Below are 16,832 nucleotides of genomic sequence, written 5' to 3' on the forward strand. Positions count from 1 at the left end.
TTCGTCCCGCAGTTCTCCTCAACTGCCTCGGCGAGCCGCCGAAGTGAACTGCGAGCACGGAGCGCTCATCCCCGCCGAAGGACCGGCAACCCCCTCCCCGAGAGGTTCCCTGCCTTGCCCTTCGCCGTCTCCGACGCGGTCTCCCGCGTGCTCAACTCCGCCCTGGACGGGGTCTCCCTGCGTCAGCGCGTGATCGCGGACAACATCGCCAACGTCGACACCCCCGGCTTCCGCGCCACCTCGGTCGACTTCGAGTCGTCGCTGCGCCAGGCCATCGCGTCGGGCTCCTTCGCCGACGGTGACGCGGCCGTGACCGCCCGCGGGATCCCCACCAACACGCCGGTGGGCCTGAACGGCAACAACGTCGACCTGCGCAAGGAGTCGCTCGCCGCGATCCAGTCGCAGTTCCAGTACTCGCTCCTGACCCGGGCGGCCTCCGACCGGCTCTCCGTGGTCCGCACCGCAGCGACGGGCCAGTGATGGGCGCCTTCGACATGCTCCGCATCGCGGGCTCGAGCCTCGGCATGCACCAGACGTGGCTGGACGCGCTGGCGCACAACATCTCCAACGTCAACACCGTCACCAGCACCGACGAGGACGCCTTCCAGGCCCAGATGGTCGTGGCGCGCACCCGCCCCGACGGTGGTGTCCGGGTCGGCGGCATCGAGTACGGCGACGCCGAGGGCCGGATGGTCCACAGCCCGGACCACCCGCTGGCCGACGAGAACGGCTACGTGCGCATGCCCGACATCGACATGTCCAGCCAGATGAGCCAGCTGGTCATGGCCCAGCGCGGCTTCCAGGCGTCGGTGCAGGTCACCAAGAACGCCCAGGACTCCTACAACGCAGCCCTGCAGATCGGACGCTCATGAGCATCTCTGGTATCGAGGCGATGGGCTTCACGCCGTACGTCGCCCCGGTGGTCACCCCGACCGCCGTCCCGACCGTCGCAGGGCCGCAGGGGCCCGACGGCACCGGCGCGGAGTTCGGCGAGCTGCTGCTCGACGGCATCGAGCGCCTCGAGTCGGTGCAGACCAACGCCGACCAGCTCGCCGTGAAGGCCGCCACCGGTGACCTCGACAGCATGCACGACTACACGATCGCCGCGACCGAGGCCAGCGTGACCACCCAGCTGACGGTCGCCGTGCGCAACCGTGCGGTCGAGGCCTTCAACGAGATCATGCGGATGCAGGTCTGATGAAGGAGAACGCCACCCGCCTCCTCACCCGCGTCCGCGAGTCCCTGGCCGGGATCAACACCGGCCAGAAGGTCATCGCGGGCGTCGGCGTGCGCGCGCTGCTGCTCGCCGGCTTCATGGTCTTCCGGTGGGTCGCCACCCCGAGCTACAGCCCCCTCTACTCGCAGATGAGCTCCGAGGACGCGGCCGCCGTCATCGAGGAGCTCACCGCCAAGGGCGTGCCGCACAAGCTCTCCGCCGACGGCAACTCCGTGCTGGTGCCCAAGGAGCAGGTGCACGAGACCCGGATCGCGCTGAGCGGCGAGGGCCTCCCCGCCAACAGCAGCGGCGACGGCTACTCCCTGCTCGACGAGCAGAGCCTCTCGACCTCGCAGTTCCAGGAGCAGACCTCCTTCAAGCGCGCCATGGAGGGCGAGCTCGCCAGCACCATCGAGGCCATCGACGGGGTCAACACCGCCGTCGTGCACCTGGCCATGCCGGCCAAGCAGGTCTTCGCCAAGGAGCAGGACCCCACCACCGCCTCCGTCCTGGTCGACACCCAGGCCGGCAAGTCCTTCACCCCCGACCAGGTGCAGGCCGTGGTCCACCTGGTCGCCTCCAGCGTCGACGGCCTCGCGCCCGAGAAGGTGACGGTCGCCGACGCCAGCGGTCGCGTGCTCTCCGCCGACGCCGCCTCGGGCGGCCTGGGCGCCGGCACCCGCGCCCAGGCGATCCAGGAGTACCAGGACGAGCTCAACGCCAAGATCCAGCGCACGCTCGACACCGTCGTCGGCCCCGGCAACTCCACCGTCGCGGTGACCGCCGACCTCGACTTCGACAAGTCGGTCAGCACCAGCACGACGTACGAGTCGGACCCCGACGCCAAGCCGCTGTCGAGCAACCGCCAGCGCGAGACCTACACCGGCCCAGGCGCCCCCGGCGTCGGCGGCGTGGTCGGCCCCGAGGGCAACACCGAGCTCGACGGCAACGGCAACGGCAACGGCAACTACTCCAAGAACTCCACCACCGAGGACAACGCGGTCAACTCCGTCGTCGAGCGCCGTGAGTCCGCCCCGGTGGCGTCGACTCGCTGCACATCGGTGTGGCGATCGACAGCAGCGCCCCGATCAAGGTCAGCAACGCCGACATGCGGCGCCTGATCGCGGCCGCCATCGGTGAGGACCTCGACCGTGGCGACACCGTCGAGGTCACCTCGATGCCCTTCGACCGCAGCGCCCAGGAGGCCGCCGAGGCCGAGCTGGCCGCCGCGGAGGAGGCCGAGGCCAAGGCTGCGCGCCTGGCGCTCATCCGCAACGTCGCCATCGGTGTCGTCGTGGTCCTCGTCGGCCTGCTCGCCTGGCTGCAGGGCCGCCGCCGCGCCCGCGCCCGTGCCGAGGCCACCAACTACGTGGTCGAGCAGCTCCGCCTGGACGCGCAGACCCGTGCCGAGGCGCTGCCCGAACCCAACCCGGCCCTGGCTGCGCTGGAGTCGGCCGAGCAGGACGAGGTCGAGAAGATGCGTGACGAGCTCGCGGCCCTGGTCGAGCGCCAGCCCGAGGACGTCGCCGCGCTGCTGCGCGGCTGGCTCGTGGAGCCGCCCCGATGAGCGCCGTGACCACGACGGCAGGCGTGCGCAAGAGCGCCGTGCTGCTGATCCAGATGGGCCGCGAGAAGGCCGCCCAGGTGATGAACCACCTCTCCGAGTCGGAGGTCGAGCTGGTCTCCGCGGAGATCGCCCGCCTCAGCTCGGTGGGTGCCGACGAGTCCAACAACGTGCTCTCGGAGTTCCACGACCTCATGGTCGCCCGGGCCCACGTCTCCAAGGGCGGGCTCGACTTCGCCCACCAGATGCTGGTGGAGTCCCTCGGCCCCGAGCGCGCGGCCGAGGTCATCGAGCGGCTCAACGCCGCCGCGGTGCAGATGCCCTTCCAGTTCCTGCACCGTGCCGACCCCGCCCAGATCCGCTCCTTCATCGCCGACGAGCACCCCCAGGTCATTGCCCTGGTCCTCGCCCACATGACCGCGGACAAGGCGTCGCTGCTGCTGTCGGGGCTCACACCCATGCTGCAGGCGCAGGTCGCGCACCGCATCGCCGTGATGGACCGGACCTCCCCCGAGATGATCCGCGCCGTCGAGGCCGTCCTGGAGCGCAAGCTCTCCTCGATGCTGCAGCCCACCGAGCTGTCGCAGGTCGGCGGCGTCGACCCGCTGGTCAACATCATCAACCGCTCCGACCGCTCGACCGAGCGTCAGATCGTCGAGGGCCTGGAGGCGCTCGACGCCGCCCTGGCCGACGAGATCAAGAGCAAGATGTTCATGTTCGAGGACATCGTCACCCTCGACGACCGCTCCGTGCAGCAGGTGCTGCGCGAGGTCGACGGGGCCGACCTGGCGCTCGCCCTCAAGGGCGTGCCCGAGGGCGCGGTCCGCAACAAGATCACCGGCAACCTCTCCGAGCGTGCCGCGGAGAACCTGCTCGAGGAGGTCGAGCTGCTCGGCCCGGTCAGGCTCACGCAGGTCGAGGAGGCCAGGCAGAACATCATCCGGACCATCCGCCGCCTCGAGGAGCAGGGCCAGATCATGGTGCGCCGTGGCAACGACGACGAGTTCGTCGACTGACATGACCACCGAGTCCGACGTCGCTCCCTTCCGCACCCGCGACCTGCGGGTCGGGACCTGGACCCGTCTCGCCCCCGACAACGCCCTGGGCGACGCGGTCAGCGAGCGCACCCTGACGGAGGTCGCCGAGCAGGCCCGCGCCGCGGCGCAGGCCCAGGGCTACTCCGTGGGCTGGGCGCAGGGTCGCCGCGAGGCGGCCGCCGAGGCCCGCGAGGTCGCGGCGGTCGAGGCCGAGCGCCTGGCGCTGGCCGAGGCGAAGCGTGCCGCGGAGCACCGCGAGTCGGTGCAGGCCCTGCTCGACGCCGCCGCGCAGCTGCGCGCCGTGCTCGACGGCGCTGCCGCCCGGGTCGAGACCCAGGCCACCGAGCTGGCCTGGGCGCTGACCGAGGAGCTCGTCGGGCACGAGGTCCGGGGTGCGGGCGCGGCCGACGTCGTACGCCGTGTGCTCGCCCTCGCACCCGCCGGCGAGGTCGCGCGCGTGCGCCTGCACCCCGACCACCTCCAGGCGCCCGAGCTGGCCGCGCTGGCCGACGGCACGAGCTGCGTCGGCGACCCCACCCTGGGTCGTCTCGACGCGGTCGTCGAGGTCGACGACCACGCGCTCGACCTGCGGGTCGACACCGCGATGACCCGGGTGCGCGAGGTGCTCACGTGAGCGCCCTCGAGCCGCGTACGTCCGTGGCCGCCCTCACCGCCGCAGCCCCGGTCCGCCTCGGCCGGGTCTCCCAGGTGCTCGGTCTGCAGCTGGTCGTGACCGGCCTGCCGGCCGCCGTCGGCGACCTCGTCGAGGTCGAGGGCGACACCCCGGTGCTGGCGGAGGTCGCCGCCAGCGGCCCCGAGGGCCTGACCTGCCTCCCGCTGGGCTCCACCACCGGCCTCACCGCGGGCTCCCTGGTGCGCCACACCGGCGGTCCCCTGCGGATCCGGGTCGGCGAGGAGCTGCGCGGACGCGTGCTCGACGGCCTCGGCCGCCCGATCGACGACGGCCCGTCGCTCGACCACCTGCCCCTGGTCGGCGTCGACCACCCCGCCCCCGACGCGCTGGCCCGCCCGCGCATCGTGCACCAGCTCGGCCTCGGCGTCCGGGCGCTGGACTCCCTCGTCCCCTGCGGACGCGGCCAGCGCCTCGGCATCATGGCCGGCTCCGGCGTGGGCAAGTCGAGCCTGCTCTCCATGGTCGCCCGCGGCACCGACGCCGAGATCTGCGTCCTGGCGCTGGTCGGTGAGCGCGGCCGCGAGGTGCGCGAGTTCATCGAGAACGACCTCGGACCCGAGGGCCTGGCCCGCTCGGTCGTGGTCGTCGCCACCTCCGACCCCCGCCCGTCGAGCGCCTGCGCGCCGCCTTCGTCGCCACCCGCATCGCCGAGTCGTTCCGCGACGAGGGCCGCGACGTGGTGCTGATGATGGACAGCCTCACCCGGGTGGCGATGGCCCAGCGCGAGATCGGTCTCTCGGCCGGCGAGCCGCCCGCCACCCGCGGCTACCCGCCGAGCGTCTTCGCGCTGATGCCGCGGCTGCTCGAGCGGGCCGGAACCTCTCCGGTCGGCAGCATCACCGGCCTCTACACGGTCCTCGTCGAGGGCGACGACATGCAGGACCCGATCGGTGACACCGCCCGCTCGATCCTCGACGGCCACGTGGTGCTCTCCCGGCGCCTGGCCACCTCCGGCCACTTCCCCAGCATCGACGTGCTCGAGTCGATCTCCCGCGTCAACGGCGCGGTCACCACCCCCGACCAGCGCCGCGACGCGACCCAGCTGCGGCGTCTGCTGGCCGCGCACCGCGACGTCAAGGAGCTTGTCGAGATCGGGGCGTACGCCCGTGGCGCCGACCCCGACGCCGACCAGGCGCTCGCCCTGATGCCGCGGATCAACGACTTCCTGCGCCAGGAGATGGACGACTCCACCCCGACGGCCGACACCTGGGGCCGCCTGCACGCCCTGCTGCATCCCGCTGAGCTGGAGGCGGCGTCGTGAGCGCCCGGGACCTCGACCGCGGCATGCGGGCCGTCGAGCGCGTGCGCGCCGTCCGCGAGCGCGACAGCCGGATCGGCCTGCAGCAGGCGCTGACCGAGCGCGAGCAGCGGCGTGCCCGCGTCGCCGCGCTCACCGAGCAACTGGCCTCCTCCCCCGCCTGGGAGGAGGGCGACGCCACGTCCTTCCGCGCCCGCCGCGACGCCGTCCTGGCGATCGGCGCAGCGGCCGGCGTGGCCACCGATCAGCTGGGCGCGGCCCAGCGCATCGCCGACTCCGCCCAGGCGCACTGGTCCACCGACAAGGCACGCCTCTCGGCCGTCGAGTCGCTGCTGGCCAACCGCGCCGAGGCCCGGCGCGTCGAGCGGGCGCACCGCGAGGCCGTCGAGCTCGACGACATCGCCGCCCAGCTCTGGAGCCGCGCCCAGGCATCCCTCCCCGTCTCCACCGTCTCCTCCCCCACCTGTTCCCCCCTCGACCCGCAAGGTGCCCGATGAGCGTCGCCGACGTCACCAGTCGGATCTCCGAGATCCAGGGCCAGCTGTCGCTGCTCGCCCCCACCCCCTCCCTCTCCACCGGTCAGGCGGCCTTCAGCGCTGCCCTGGAGGGGGCCCTCCTCGACGCCGGCACGACGGGCGGCACCGGCGCGTCCGGTGGCTCGGCCGAGGGCCAGGCCGTGGTCGACGAGGCGAAGAAGTACCTCGGCATCCCTTACGTCTGGGGCGGCACGGACCCGTCGAAGGGCTTGGACTGCTCGGGCCTGGTCCAGCTGGTCTACCGCAACCTGGGCTACGAGCTGCCGCGCGTCTCCTACCAGCAGGCCGCCGCCGGCCGTCCGGTCGCGAGCATGGCGCAGGCCCAGCCCGGCGACCTGCTCGCCTGGGACAACTCCAGCCGCAACAAGGGCGTCGACCACATCGCCATCTACATCGGCAACGGCAAGATGATCGAGGCACCGCGCACCGGCCTCGACGTCCGGATCATCGACGTGCCCACCACGCCCGACGTGATCCGCCGGATCGTCCCCGACGGGGTCGCCGGCACGCAGGCGACGGCGCTGCCGACGCTGCCCGGCCTCCCCGCCGACGGCGCCGCCTTCGCCCAGCTCTTCACCAACGCCGGTGCGGCGCACGGCGTCTCCCCGGCCCTGCTCGCCGCCGTCGCGCGCCAGGAGTCCGGCTTCGACCCGAACGCGGTCAGCTCGGCCGGCGCCCAGGGCCTGATGCAGCTGATGCCCGCGACCGCCCAGGGCCTCGGCGTCACCAACTCCTTCGACCCCGGCCAGGCCGTCGACGGCGCCGCACGGCTCCTGCGCGACCTGCTCGACCGCTTCGGCAGCACCGACCTGGCGCTGGCTGCGTACAACGCCGGGCCGGGCGCGGTGATGCGCCACGGCGGCATCCCGCCCTACCAGGAGACGCAGAACTACGTGCGCTCGATCATGGCGATGCTGGAGGGCGCCCGATGACCGCACTCCCCCCGCTGCCGGCCAGCGCGGCTCCGGCCGCCCCTGCAGGCGGCGTGGCCGCCTCGTCAGGTGCGTCGGGCGCTGCCTCGGGCGGCTTCCTCGCGATGCTGCTCGCGGCCCTGCCCGGCGCGGCCCCGGCTGCCCCTGCGGGCCCGGCGACCCCCGGCGTCCCGACCGCCCCGCTCACCGGCCTGCCGGTCGACCCGGACGGCGCGACCGCACCCCAGGAGGACGTCGACGCGGAGCCCGAGCAGCCTGAGGGCGAGGTGGCGACCGTGGCCGCCCCGTTCGTTGCCTCCGTGGCCCCGGCCCCGGTGCTGGCGTCGCTGCCCGCCCCGCCGGCCGCGGTGACCGAGGCCGTCCGCCTGGCCGAGGCACCCGCCGCCGCCCCGGTCGACGTCGCCGGTGCCGTCGGCGACGAGTCGGGCGTACGCCCGCAGCCGCTGCCCGCCGCCGGCGCACCGCAGGCCGGCCCCCTCGCCGGGAGCGTCGCGCCGGGAGCCCCGCTTCCGCCTGCGGCCCCGACCCAGTCGCCCGGCCCGTCCGGCCAGTCCGACGCCGGCTCCGACACCGGCTCCGGGTCCCCGGAGCTCCAGACCGCGCCCGGCCGCGAGACAGCCGCTGCTGCCGCCCCCGGTACGCCCGTGGCCACGACCCCGAGCCCCGCCACGAGCCCCTCCCCTGGCATCGACGTCTCGACCATGACGCCGGTCCAGGCCGTGGCTCCCGGTGCTCCCACGACAGCCGCGTCCGCCGCGACGCCGACCGCGACCCCGGCCCCGGCCGCCCCTCCGGTGGCCGACCAGGTCTTCGGCGAGGTGTCGCGCCTGGTCACCCGCGGCGACGGCACCCATCGGCTCACCGTGACCCTCACCCCCGAGGCGCTCGGCGACGTCCGCGTGACGCTCACCGTCCGCAACGGCGAGGTCACCGTCGACTTCGCCGCCGGCGACGAGGCCCGGCGTGCCCTGCTCGAGGGCGCGCCCGAGCTGCGCCGCCTGCTCGAGCTGACCGGTGCGAGCGAGAGCCGGGTCACCGTGCGCGACGGCTCCACCGCCGGCAGCACCGCGGGCGGCACCGCGGGCCAGGCGTACGAGGGCCAGGGCCCGACCACCAGCGGCCGGGGCGCCGACGACGCCCGCCGCGACCAGGACCACCACGCAGGGACGCGTGAAGGAGAGAACGCCATGGACGGCAGCCACCGCGGACCGGCGACACCCGCCTGCCGCACGACCCGGTCAGGTCGACCCGCGCTGCGGGCCTCGACCTGACCCTGTGAGGAGGAAACGTGTCGATCCCGGCCACCGAGGCCGTGACTCCGGGACTGTTCGGAACCGGAAGCACCGCGACGCAGACGACCCAGGACAAGGACATGTTCCTGCAGCTCCTGGTCACCCAGATGCGTTACCAGGACCCGCTCAACCCACCGACTCCGGCGAGTTCCTCGCCCAGTCGGCGCAGTTCACCGCGCTCGAGAAGATGCAGTCCGTGGCGGACCAGACCTCCCTGCTGCTCGCCTCCCAGATGGCCTTCGGCGCCAGCGGCCTCGTCGGTCGTCACGTCACCTGGAGCGACGCCGACGGCGAGATCCACAAGGGCGTCGTCTCCGGCGTGACCTTCGGCGCCTCGGGTCCGGTGCTGGACATCGGCGGCACCGAGGTGCCGCTGGCCAACGTCGTCTCGGTCACCGACGGGACATCCACCCCCGACGCGACCACCGACTCCGACTCCGACTGACCCTCCGGCCGGACCTCCGGCTGACCTTTCCTGAACGTCCCTTCTCCCCGACTCTGCGAGGAAACCCCATGCTCCGCTCACTCTTCTCCGGCATCTCCGGCCTGCGCGTCAACCAGACCATGCTCGACGTCACCGGCAACAACATCGCCAACGCCAACACCACCGGCTTCAAGTCGTCGACCACCGTCTTCCAGGACACCCTCAGCCAGCTGCTCGGTGGCGCCACCGCGGCCAACGCGACCGGCGGCGGCACCAACCCGACCCAGGTCGGTCTCGGCGTGCAGCTCGCCGCCACCGCCACCAACTTCGGCCAGGGCTCGGCCCAGACCACCGGCCGGGCGACCGACCTGATGATCCAGGGCGACGGCATGTTCGTGGTCCGCAAGGGCAACGAGCAGCTCTACACCCGCGCCGGCGCCTTCGCCTTCGACGAGACCGGCGTGCTGGTCACCCCCAGCGGCAACCGGGTGCAGGGCTACCTGCTCGACGCCGCGGGCAACACCACCGGTGGCCTCGTCGACGTCACCCTCGACGTCGCCAACGCCGTGCCGGCGGTCCCGCGGGCGTCACCATGACCTCCTACCAGATCGGCAGCGACGGCAAGGTGCGCGGCATCTTCTCCGACGGCGTGCAGCGCGACATCGCGCAGATCGCCCTGGCCAACTTCACCAACGTCCAGGGCCTGGAGAAGGTCGGCGAGACCTCCTTCCGCGCCAGCGCCAACTCCGGTGCCGCGCAGATCAGCACCCCCGGCCAGGGCCAGATGGGCAAGATCGTGGGTGGCGCGCTGGAGATGTCCAACGTCGACCTCGCCGCGGAGTTCACCAACCTCATCCTCGCCCAGCGTGGCTTCCAGGCCAGCTCGCGCGTCATCACCACCTCCGACCAGGTGCTCGAGGAGCTCGTCAACATCAAGCGCTGACGACTCCCCTGCCGCGACCGGCGCGTCCCCCACCGGGGCCGCGCCGGTCGTCGGCATTTTCGGCCCCTTGTACGCCTCAGGTGCCGTCGCGGCCCGCCGATGGGGTGGATGTCGGCCCACGGACGGGCCGACGCCATGGACAGCACAAGGATGGTGCGCTCGATGATCATGTTGACCGTCTGTCGGGCAAGGCCTTCGTGCTCAACGCAGACCTGATCGAACGCATCGACGCGACCCCCGACACCGTCGTGACGCTCACCGACGGCACCAAGTACGTCGTGGCCGACTCGATGACCCAGGTCATCGACGCCGTGCGCACCTACCGCAGCGAGATCGTCGCGCTCTCCTGGCAGCTCGACCCAAGCTCCGGGCGTACGCCGGCGCCTGCCCCCGCCACGACCCACCTGGCCCCGGTCGCACCGCTGCCGAGCGTCGAGCCCGAGACGCTCCCGAGGAGGAGATCTGATGGATCCGGCCACCCTGATCGGCATCGTCCTGGCCTTCGCGGTGATCGCGATCGCCAACATCCTCGAGGGCGGCGACCCGACGGCGATGTTCCTGCTGCCGCCGATGCTCCTGGTCTTCGGAGCCACCCTGGCGATCACCTTCGCCGGTGGCACCGTGGCCGACGCCAAGCACGCCATGGTCGCCCTCAAGCGCGCCTTCACCGGCAAGCCCGCCAGCTCCGCCGACCTGGTGCCCGTCGTCGTCTCCCTGGCCGAGCGCGCCCGCCGCGAGGGCCTGCTCGCCCTCGAGGACTCGCTGCGCGACATCGACGACCCGTTCCTGGTCAAAGGCATGACCTTGGCGATCGACGGCACCGACCCCGAGGAGGTCCGCGAGATCCTCGAGGCCGAGGTCTACGCCAAGAAGGCCCAGGACAAGCACTCCGCCAAGTTCTTCGCCGACGCCGGGGCCTACGCCCCCACCATCGGCATCGTCGGCACCGTCATGGGCCTCGTGCACGTGCTCGAGAGCCTCGCCGAGCCCGAGAAGCTCGGCCACCTGATCGGTGCCGCCTTCCTCGCCACCCTGTGGGGCGTCTTCTCCGCCAACGTCCTGTGGCTGCCGATCAGCAGCCGTCTCAAGCGCCTCAGCGAGCTCGAGACCACCCGCATGGAGGTCGCCATCGAGGGCATCGCCGCCATCCAGTCCGGCTCCAACCCCCGGGTCGTGGCCCAGAAGCTGACCTCGCTCCTCCCCGCGGGACAGCACGCCGAGGCGGCCTGAGATGGCTCGCCGCAAGCGTCGTGAGCTCGAGGAGGAGCACGAGAACCACGAGCGGTGGATGGTCACCTACGCCGACATGGTGACGCTGCTGATGGTGCTCTTCATCGTCATGTTCGCGATGAGCCAGGTCGACGAGGAGAAGTACGACGCGCTGAAGCAGGGCCTCGCGGCCGGCTTCGGCCAGTCGGCCACCGTGATGGACGGCTCCCGAGCGCTGCTCGACAACAAGGGCAGCGCCCCGGTCACCCCGCTCCCCAACGAGGACGACCCCGACCTCACCGCCGAGCAGCGCCAGGCGGTCGAGGCCGCGGTCACCCGCAAGGAGCAGCTGCGCCAGCAGCGGGCGTACGGCGACGTGCAGGCCGAGGTCGACCGCCTCCTGGAGATCCGCCGCCGGCTCGAGCGGGCCATACGGGGCGCCGGCCTCGAGCGTGACGTCGTCACCACCATCGACAACCGCGGCCTGGTCGTCAGCCTGGTCTCGCGCCACGTCGTCTTCGAGGCCAACCGGGCCGAGCTGACCCCCCGCGGCACGAAGGTCGTCAACACCCTCTCCAAGGTGCTGCGCCGGATCCCCGACCCGCTCCAGGTCGACGGCCACACCAACCAGGTGCCGGTGAAGCCGAAGTACTACGCCACCGACTGGGACCTGTCGGCCGCCCGCGCCATCACCGTCCTGAGGCACCTGGACGAGACCCAGGGCATCGAGGGCTCACGCCTCACCGCGTCGGCCTTCGGCCACGAGAAGCCGCTGGTCGACCCGGACAAGCCGGGGTCCCAGCGCATCAACAAGCGAGTCGACATCGTCGTCCTCTCCTCCCTCCCGGCCGAGAGCCGCGAGCTGCTGGAGCAGGCCGCGAAGCAACGAGGAGGCAGGACATGACGGTGACGGCGATGCCGCCCACGGCAACCGAGAAGGCGGACGCCCCGGAGGGCACCGGCAAGCGCAAGAAGGTGGTCATCGCGGCCGTGCTGGTCCTGGTGCTCGGGGCCGCGGGGTGGTTCTTCTTCCTCAAGCCCGAGCCCGAGGGCCCGCCGGTCGCCGGCGAGGTGGTGGTGCTGGACTCGATCCAGGTCAACCTCGCCGCCGGCCACTACCTGCGCCTGGGCCTGGCCCTGCAGCTGGTCGAGGGCGCCCACGAGGTCAACGGCAGCAAGGCGCTCGACGCCGCGATCACCGTCTTCAGCGGCCTGGAGATCGCCGACGTGGCGCGCGGCGAGCAGCGCGAGAAACTGCGTACGACGTTGCTCGCCAAGCTCGACGACGCCTACCACGGCGAGGTGCTCGAGGTGTACTTCACCGAGTTCGTCACCCAGTGACCCCGCCGGGACGCACCGTCCGGACCCACGGTCCGGACGGTGCGTCCCGTGCCGTGGGCCGAAAACGCTCAGGAGGGCCCGCGGGCCGCCGATTCGTCAGCACGTGACCCCTCCTGCCCCCACAGCCGTGTCCCGCACCGGGACCTCGGGCGCCCGTGCGCGACGTCGTACCCGCCGCGCCGAACCGGTGCCCTACGACTTCCGGCAGCCGATCCAGCTCTCCCGCGAGCACTCGCGCAACCTCCAGCTCGGCTTCGACTCGTTCGCCCGCCAGGCGACGACGGTCTTCACGTCACTGCTGCGCACCGTCTGCCAGGTGCAGCTGGTGTCGGTCCAGCAGCTGAGCTACGACGAGTACATCGACTCGCTGCCGGCGCCCACCTACCTGACCAAGTTCCTCGCGGAGCCGATGAGCGGGCAGGGCATGGTGGCCATGCCGCTGAGCGCCGCCATGGCGAGCATCGACCACATGCTCGGCGGCCCGGGCTCACCCTTCCAGCCGCAGCGCCCCCTCACCGAGATCGAGGGCAGCGTGATCTCCCACCTCTGATGCGCGCTGCTCCATGAGATGCGCTACGGCCTCGCCTCGATCGTCGACCTCGAGCTCTCCGCGACCGGGGTCGAGTACAGCCCCCAGTTCGCCCAGGTCGCCGGCGCCGGTGACGCGATGGTCGTGGTCCTCCTCGACCTGCGCATCGGTGAGCAGACCCACCAGATGAGCCTCTGCCTCCCCTTCAACGGCCTGCTCCCGCACCTCCAGCGAGCCGCCGCCCCCGCGCCCGTCTCCGACCGTGAGCGCGCGAAGAAGGCGCAGGCCGCCGAGATGCTGAAGGCCCAGTTCTCGCTGGTGCCCGTCGACGTCTCGATCCGCTTCCGCACCACACACCAGGACCCGCACCGCCTCGGCTCGCTGAAGCCCGGCGACGTGCTGCGCCTCTCGCACCCCTCGACCGCGCCGCTCGACGTCGTCGTCGACGACACCACCTTCGCCCACGCCACCCCCGGGGCCAAGGGCCCCCGACTCGCCGCCCTCATCGTCGACGCCACCAAGGAAACCCGATGACCCTCCCCACCGACACCGACCTCGCCATCGCCGCTGCGGAGGCCGCCGCCGAGGTGCTGCCCGCCGTCACCCCGCTGACGGCCGCCGGCGCCCAGCAGGGCACCGAGCACGTTACGGCCTCGTTCGCCGGTGCCGCCACCGCCCAGCTCACCACCGCTGACGGGCGTACGCACCGTGTCGCGGTGCTGGTCGGGCAGGACCTGGTCTCAGCACTCGCCGAGAGCCCACTGGGCGGCCTCGACCTGGCCGCGGCCACCCAGCCCGCGGTGGACGCGCTGGCCGCGGTCCTGGGCGCCACCGCCCGTGCGGGCGTGGTGACCGAGATGTCCCTGGTCATCTCCGACCTGGGTGGCCCCTTCACCGTCGTCCCGCTGGTGGGCGACGGCATCGACGCCGCAGTGCTTTTCCCCGACACGATCCTGACGGGTGCCGCTGGCGCCCCTGCCGCCGCACCGGCCCCGGGTGGCGCTCGCCTCGCGCACCCCGTCGAGCCCGCCCAGCCCGGCTCCGAGCAGCTCAACGGCGGGGTCAACGGAGCGGTCAACGGTGCGACCCCGGTCGCCCCCGCGGCCACCGCCACGGTCCCGCAGCAGTTCGGCGCGGCCACGAGCCAGGTCTTCGCCGGCTCCTCCGCCGCCCCGGCGAGCCGCGGCATCGAGATGCTGGCGGGCGTCGACATGGAGGTCACCGTCGAGCTCGGCCGCACCCGGATGGCCGTGCGCGACCTGCTCGCGCTCTCGCCCGGCACGGTGCTCGAGCTCGACCGCGCGGCCGACGGCCCGGCTGACCTGCTGGTCAACGGCCGCCTCATCGCGCGCGGCGAGGTCGTCGTGGTCGACGAGGACTTCGGCCTGCGCATCACCGAGATCGTCGAGGAAGCGGGCGCCTGACCCGTGCTCGAACTCACCCTCCGGCTGGTCTTCTCGCTGGCCGTCGTCGTCGGGCTGCTCCTGCTGCTCGCCCGGTTCGGTGCCCGCCGCTTCGCCGGCGGCGCCGGGAGCCTGGTGCACGTCGTGCACCGCCAACCCCTCAGCCGTACGTCGGCCGTCGCCGTCGTGACCGTGGGCAGCCGCGTGCTCGTCCTCGGCACGACCGAGCAGCAGGTCAGCGTGCTGGCCGAGCTCGACCCGGAGGAGCTCGTCACCGAGGAGCAGGTCGCGGAGGCGCTTGCCGCACCGGCCACTGCTGCGCCCATCTCGGCCACCTCCTCGGACCCTGCCGCCGCCCACGAGGCCGACGCCCCGACCGTCTCGGTCGTCCAGCCGGTGCCCCGCACCTCGCTCGGCACCCCCAAGCACCTCGCCGGCCAGCCCGGCACCGGCGGCCTGAACGGCTCGGTCCTCTCCCCGCAGACCTGGAAGCAGGCGCTGGCCGCCCTCTCGACCGCCAGGAAGGCGTCATGAGCACGTCGCTGCGTCGCTCGCTGACGCTCCTCCTGGTCGGCCTGCCCGTGGTCGCGCTGGCCCTCCTCGCGGTGCTCACGCCGACCGCCGCGACCGCCGTCGAGCCCGACGCGTACGCCGCCCTGGCCACCGTCGACCTCGAGCGCGGCATGCTGCTGGCCGACCCGGTGGGCCCCGGCGGCCCCTCGGGCCCGTCCAGCTCGGTCACCGTCGAGCTCGACGACCTGACCAAGAAGCCGAGCACCTCGGTGGTCGTCATCCTGGCGATGACGCTGATCTCGCTGCTCCCGGCGATCCTGCTCACCTGCACCAGCTTCACCAAGATCCTCGTGGTGCTGGGCCTGACCCGCAACGCGCTGGGCCTGCAGCAGACGCCGAACAACCAGGTGCTGGCCGGCCTGGCGCTCTTCCTCAGCCTCTTCATCATGGGCCCGGTCCTGAGCCAGATGAACGACGTCGGCCTCCAGCCCTACCTGGCCGGCGACAAGACCGTCTCGGTCGCGATGGACGACGGCATCCAGCCGCTGCGCGAGTTCATGCTCGACCAGTCCGGTGACGAGGAGCTGCTGCTGCTCACCAACGTCGCGGGCCGCGACCTCCCCGACGACCGCGCCGACGTCGCCCTCACCACGCTGGTGCCTGCCTTCGTGCTGAGCGAGCTGAAGGAGGCCTTCATCATCGGCTTCGTCATCTTCATCCCGTTCCTGGTGATCGACATCGTCGTCAGCGGCGCGCTGATGGCGCTGGGCATGATGATGATGCCGCCGGTGATGGTGTCGCTGCCCTTCAAGCTGCTCCTCTTCGTCCTGGTCGACGGGTGGGGACTGGTGATCTCCTCCCTGGTCGCCAGCTACGGCGGGAGTGGCTAGTGACCGACACCACCGTCATCGAGATCGCCCTGCAGACGATGCTGGTCGCCCTCAAGCTCTCGGCGCCCATCCTGGTGACCTCGCTGGTCATCGGCTTCGCGGTCTCGCTCTTCCAATCGATGACCCAGATCCAGGAGTTCACGCTCGCCTTCGTGCCCAAGCTGATCGGCGTGGGCGTGGCCCTGCTGATCTCGGGCAACTGGATGCTGCACACCCTGGTCAACTTCACCCTTGACCTCTTCGAGGCATTGCCCTCGATGCTCGGCTGAGCCGGAGCCCGTGCCATGACCCTCACCGTGGACGGCCAGGAGCTGATTGGCCTGCTCCTGGCGTCGGTGCGCATCGTGGCCTGGATGGCCATCGTGCCGCCGTTCTCGTCGCGCTCGGTGCCGGCGATGGCGAAGGTCGTGCTGTCCCTCGGCCTCGCCTTCGCGGTCGGGCCGTCGGCCGTCGGCGAGCTCCCGGTCGACGGCTGGGGCCTGATCGTGGTGACCGCGACGCAGGTGGCGGTCGGGGTCGGCATGGGCTTCGTGACCTTCCTGCTCTTCCAGGCGATCGCCACCGCGGGCACCCTGGTCGACCTCTTCGGCGGCTTCGCCCTCGCGCAGGGCTTCGACCCCCTCGCCATGAACATGAACACCGTCTTCGGCAAGTTCCACCAGATGCTCGCCACGGTGCTGCTCTTCGTGACCGGGGGCCACCTGCTGGTCATCGGGGGCCTGCTCAGCACCTTCGAGCTGCTGCCGCTGGGCGAGGTGCCCGACACCTCCGCCGCCCCGGGCGTGCTGACCACCGCCTTCTCGCTCTTCTTCGTCACGGCCGTGCAGATCGCGCTGCCGATGATCGCCGTCCTCTTCGTGGCCGACCTCGGGCTGGCGCTGCTCACCAAGGTCGCGCCGCAGCTCAACGCGATCAACGTGATGTTCCCGGCCAAGATCGGCCTGACCCTGCTGCTGCTGGGCCTCTCCTTCCCGGTGCTGCCCGACGCCCTCGAGCGGCTCGTCAACCTCGCCAACGAGGCGATGGCGACCATTGCCGGCGGGGGGTGAGC

21 protein-coding genes and 5 pseudogenes are annotated in these 16,832 nt (G+C 72.2%); all 26 read left to right on the top strand.

The window, feature by feature from the left end:
* The first annotated feature begins 114 nt into the window (after positions 1-114).
* Entirely contained in the window at positions 115-480 is a 366-nt protein-coding gene (flgB, locus tag E2C04_RS14925; protein ID WP_135833195.1) for a flagellar basal body rod protein FlgB, read from the top strand.
* Positions 480-872 (top strand): flagellar basal body rod protein FlgC, encoded by a 393-nt coding sequence (locus E2C04_RS14930; RefSeq protein ID WP_135833196.1) that lies wholly within the window; start codon positions 480-482, stop codon positions 870-872. Before flgB ends, E2C04_RS14930 begins: the two co-directional genes overlap by 1 nt.
* The gene (gene fliE / locus E2C04_RS14935) at positions 869-1,198 is read left to right on the top strand and encodes a flagellar hook-basal body complex protein FliE (RefSeq protein ID WP_135833197.1); all 330 of its coding nucleotides are present in this window, start codon (positions 869-871) and stop codon (positions 1,196-1,198) included. The genes E2C04_RS14930 and fliE overlap by 4 nt, the downstream gene beginning before the upstream one ends.
* Positions 1,198-2,783, top strand: a pseudogene (gene fliF / locus E2C04_RS14940) (flagellar basal-body MS-ring/collar protein FliF). The gene fliE and the pseudogene fliF overlap by 1 nt, the downstream one beginning before the upstream one ends.
* Positions 2,780-3,796 carry a flagellar motor switch protein FliG gene (gene fliG, locus E2C04_RS14950; protein ID WP_135833200.1) on the top strand — a complete coding sequence of 339 codons (1,017 nt, stop codon included), beginning with the start codon at positions 2,780-2,782 and terminating at the stop codon, positions 3,794-3,796. Before fliF ends, fliG begins: the two are co-directional and overlap by 4 nt.
* Position 3,797: 1 nt before the next feature.
* A complete protein-coding gene (locus E2C04_RS14955; RefSeq protein ID WP_135833201.1) occupies positions 3,798-4,451 on the top strand; it encodes a FliH/SctL family protein in 654 nt (217 codons plus the stop codon).
* A gap of 479 nt (positions 4,452-4,930) precedes the next feature.
* A pseudogene (locus E2C04_RS21115) lies at positions 4,931-5,442 on the top strand (EscN/YscN/HrcN family type III secretion system ATPase); the annotation flags it as partial.
* A 42-nt stretch (positions 5,443-5,484) separates the two neighbouring features.
* Positions 5,485-5,772 carry a hypothetical protein gene (locus tag E2C04_RS21120; RefSeq protein ID WP_275106589.1) on the top strand — a complete coding sequence of 96 codons (288 nt, stop codon included), beginning with the start codon at positions 5,485-5,487 and terminating at the stop codon, positions 5,770-5,772.
* Positions 5,769-6,266: a flagellar FliJ family protein gene (locus E2C04_RS14965; protein WP_135833202.1), complete on the top strand. Its 498-nt coding sequence runs from the start codon at positions 5,769-5,771 to the stop codon at positions 6,264-6,266. The genes E2C04_RS21120 and E2C04_RS14965 overlap by 4 nt, the downstream gene beginning before the upstream one ends.
* On the top strand, positions 6,263-7,237 hold the full coding sequence (locus tag E2C04_RS14970; RefSeq protein ID WP_135833203.1) for a transglycosylase SLT domain-containing protein: 975 nt from the start codon (positions 6,263-6,265) through the stop codon (positions 7,235-7,237). The genes E2C04_RS14965 and E2C04_RS14970 overlap by 4 nt, the downstream gene beginning before the upstream one ends.
* Complete coding sequence (locus E2C04_RS14975) at positions 7,234-8,508, top strand: flagellar hook-length control protein FliK (protein WP_135833204.1); 1,275 nt, start codon at positions 7,234-7,236, stop codon at positions 8,506-8,508. The genes E2C04_RS14970 and E2C04_RS14975 overlap by 4 nt, the downstream gene beginning before the upstream one ends.
* Positions 8,509-8,549: 41 nt before the next feature.
* Positions 8,550-8,654: pseudogene (locus E2C04_RS22160) on the top strand (flagellar hook capping FlgD N-terminal domain-containing protein); the annotation flags it as partial.
* Positions 8,655-8,725: 71 nt separating this feature from the next.
* Positions 8,726-8,974 (top strand): FLgD tudor-like domain-containing protein, encoded by a 249-nt coding sequence (locus E2C04_RS20265; protein ID WP_170213473.1) that lies wholly within the window; start codon positions 8,726-8,728, stop codon positions 8,972-8,974.
* 68 nt (positions 8,975-9,042) lie between these two features.
* Positions 9,043-9,549, top strand: a complete 507-nt coding sequence (locus tag E2C04_RS20270) for a flagellar hook-basal body complex protein (RefSeq protein WP_238694326.1) — start codon at positions 9,043-9,045, stop codon at positions 9,547-9,549.
* Complete coding sequence (locus E2C04_RS20275) at positions 9,546-9,896, top strand: flagellar hook-basal body complex protein (protein ID WP_238694327.1); 351 nt, start codon at positions 9,546-9,548, stop codon at positions 9,894-9,896. The genes E2C04_RS20270 and E2C04_RS20275 overlap by 4 nt, the downstream gene beginning before the upstream one ends.
* Positions 9,897-10,000: 104 nt before the next feature.
* A pseudogene (locus tag E2C04_RS21125) lies at positions 10,001-10,219 on the top strand (flagellar FlbD family protein); the annotation flags it as partial.
* Between the two features lie 142 nt (positions 10,220-10,361).
* Positions 10,362-11,126, top strand: coding sequence for a motility protein A (locus E2C04_RS14995; RefSeq protein ID WP_135833205.1), 765 nt, complete (start codon positions 10,362-10,364; stop codon positions 11,124-11,126).
* Between the two features lies 1 nt (position 11,127).
* Entirely contained in the window at positions 11,128-12,009 is an 882-nt protein-coding gene (locus E2C04_RS15000) for an OmpA/MotB family protein (RefSeq protein ID WP_135833206.1), read from the top strand.
* Positions 12,006-12,446 (top strand): flagellar basal body-associated FliL family protein, encoded by a 441-nt coding sequence (locus E2C04_RS15005; protein WP_135833207.1) that lies wholly within the window; start codon positions 12,006-12,008, stop codon positions 12,444-12,446. Before E2C04_RS15000 ends, E2C04_RS15005 begins: the two co-directional genes overlap by 4 nt.
* 187 nt (positions 12,447-12,633) lie before the next feature.
* Positions 12,634-13,182 (top strand): annotated as a pseudogene (locus tag E2C04_RS20285) (flagellar motor switch protein FliM); the annotation flags it as partial.
* A gap of 87 nt (positions 13,183-13,269) precedes the next feature.
* Positions 13,270-13,509 carry a FliM/FliN family flagellar motor switch protein gene (locus E2C04_RS20290; protein WP_238694529.1) on the top strand — a complete coding sequence of 80 codons (240 nt, stop codon included), beginning with the start codon at positions 13,270-13,272 and terminating at the stop codon, positions 13,507-13,509.
* Positions 13,506-14,399 (top strand): flagellar motor switch protein FliN, encoded by an 894-nt coding sequence (gene fliN / locus E2C04_RS15015; protein WP_135833208.1) that lies wholly within the window; start codon positions 13,506-13,508, stop codon positions 14,397-14,399. Before E2C04_RS20290 ends, fliN begins: the two co-directional genes overlap by 4 nt.
* Positions 14,400-14,402: 3 nt before the next feature.
* Positions 14,403-14,912 (top strand): flagellar biosynthetic protein FliO, encoded by a 510-nt coding sequence (locus E2C04_RS15020; protein WP_135833209.1) that lies wholly within the window; start codon positions 14,403-14,405, stop codon positions 14,910-14,912.
* Entirely contained in the window at positions 14,909-15,781 is an 873-nt protein-coding gene (fliP, locus tag E2C04_RS15025) for a flagellar type III secretion system pore protein FliP (RefSeq protein ID WP_135833210.1), read from the top strand. The genes E2C04_RS15020 and fliP overlap by 4 nt, the downstream gene beginning before the upstream one ends.
* On the top strand, positions 15,781-16,050 hold the full coding sequence (locus E2C04_RS15030) for a flagellar biosynthetic protein FliQ (RefSeq protein WP_135833211.1): 270 nt from the start codon (positions 15,781-15,783) through the stop codon (positions 16,048-16,050). Before fliP ends, E2C04_RS15030 begins: the two co-directional genes overlap by 1 nt.
* A gap of 15 nt (positions 16,051-16,065) precedes the next feature.
* Positions 16,066-16,830 (top strand): flagellar biosynthetic protein FliR, encoded by a 765-nt coding sequence (locus E2C04_RS15035; protein WP_135833212.1) that lies wholly within the window; start codon positions 16,066-16,068, stop codon positions 16,828-16,830.
* Positions 16,831-16,832 lie beyond the last annotated feature (2 nt).

The organism is Nocardioides daphniae (assembly GCF_004777465.1).
Lineage (GTDB): Bacteria > Actinomycetota > Actinomycetes > Propionibacteriales > Nocardioidaceae > Nocardioides > Nocardioides daphniae.

Bases quoted from the DNA above. Each gene is read 5' to 3' on its own strand.
- E2C04_RS14930 (WP_135833196.1), top strand. From the start codon at position 480: ATGGGCGCCTTCGACATGCTCCGCATCGCGGGCTCGAGCCTCGGCATG.
- fliE (WP_135833197.1), top strand. From the start codon at position 869: ATGAGCATCTCTGGTATCGAGGCGATGGGCTTCACGCCGTACGTCGCC.
- fliG (WP_135833200.1), top strand. From the start codon at position 2,780: ATGAGCGCCGTGACCACGACGGCAGGCGTGCGCAAGAGCGCCGTGCTG.
- E2C04_RS14955 (WP_135833201.1), top strand. From the start codon at position 3,798: ATGACCACCGAGTCCGACGTCGCTCCCTTCCGCACCCGCGACCTGCGG.
- E2C04_RS14970 (WP_135833203.1), top strand. From the start codon at position 6,263: ATGAGCGTCGCCGACGTCACCAGTCGGATCTCCGAGATCCAGGGCCAG.
- E2C04_RS14975 (WP_135833204.1), top strand. From the start codon at position 7,234: ATGACCGCACTCCCCCCGCTGCCGGCCAGCGCGGCTCCGGCCGCCCCT.
- E2C04_RS20270 (WP_238694326.1), top strand. From the start codon at position 9,043: ATGCTCCGCTCACTCTTCTCCGGCATCTCCGGCCTGCGCGTCAACCAG.
- E2C04_RS20275 (WP_238694327.1), top strand. From the start codon at position 9,546: ATGACCTCCTACCAGATCGGCAGCGACGGCAAGGTGCGCGGCATCTTC.
- E2C04_RS14995 (WP_135833205.1), top strand. From the start codon at position 10,362: ATGGATCCGGCCACCCTGATCGGCATCGTCCTGGCCTTCGCGGTGATC.
- E2C04_RS15000 (WP_135833206.1), top strand. From the start codon at position 11,128: ATGGCTCGCCGCAAGCGTCGTGAGCTCGAGGAGGAGCACGAGAACCAC.
- E2C04_RS15005 (WP_135833207.1), top strand. From the start codon at position 12,006: ATGACGGTGACGGCGATGCCGCCCACGGCAACCGAGAAGGCGGACGCC.
- E2C04_RS20290 (WP_238694529.1), top strand. From the start codon at position 13,270: ATGCTGAAGGCCCAGTTCTCGCTGGTGCCCGTCGACGTCTCGATCCGC.
- fliN (WP_135833208.1), top strand. From the start codon at position 13,506: ATGACCCTCCCCACCGACACCGACCTCGCCATCGCCGCTGCGGAGGCC.
- fliP (WP_135833210.1), top strand. From the start codon at position 14,909: ATGAGCACGTCGCTGCGTCGCTCGCTGACGCTCCTCCTGGTCGGCCTG.
- E2C04_RS15035 (WP_135833212.1), top strand. From the start codon at position 16,066: ATGACCCTCACCGTGGACGGCCAGGAGCTGATTGGCCTGCTCCTGGCG.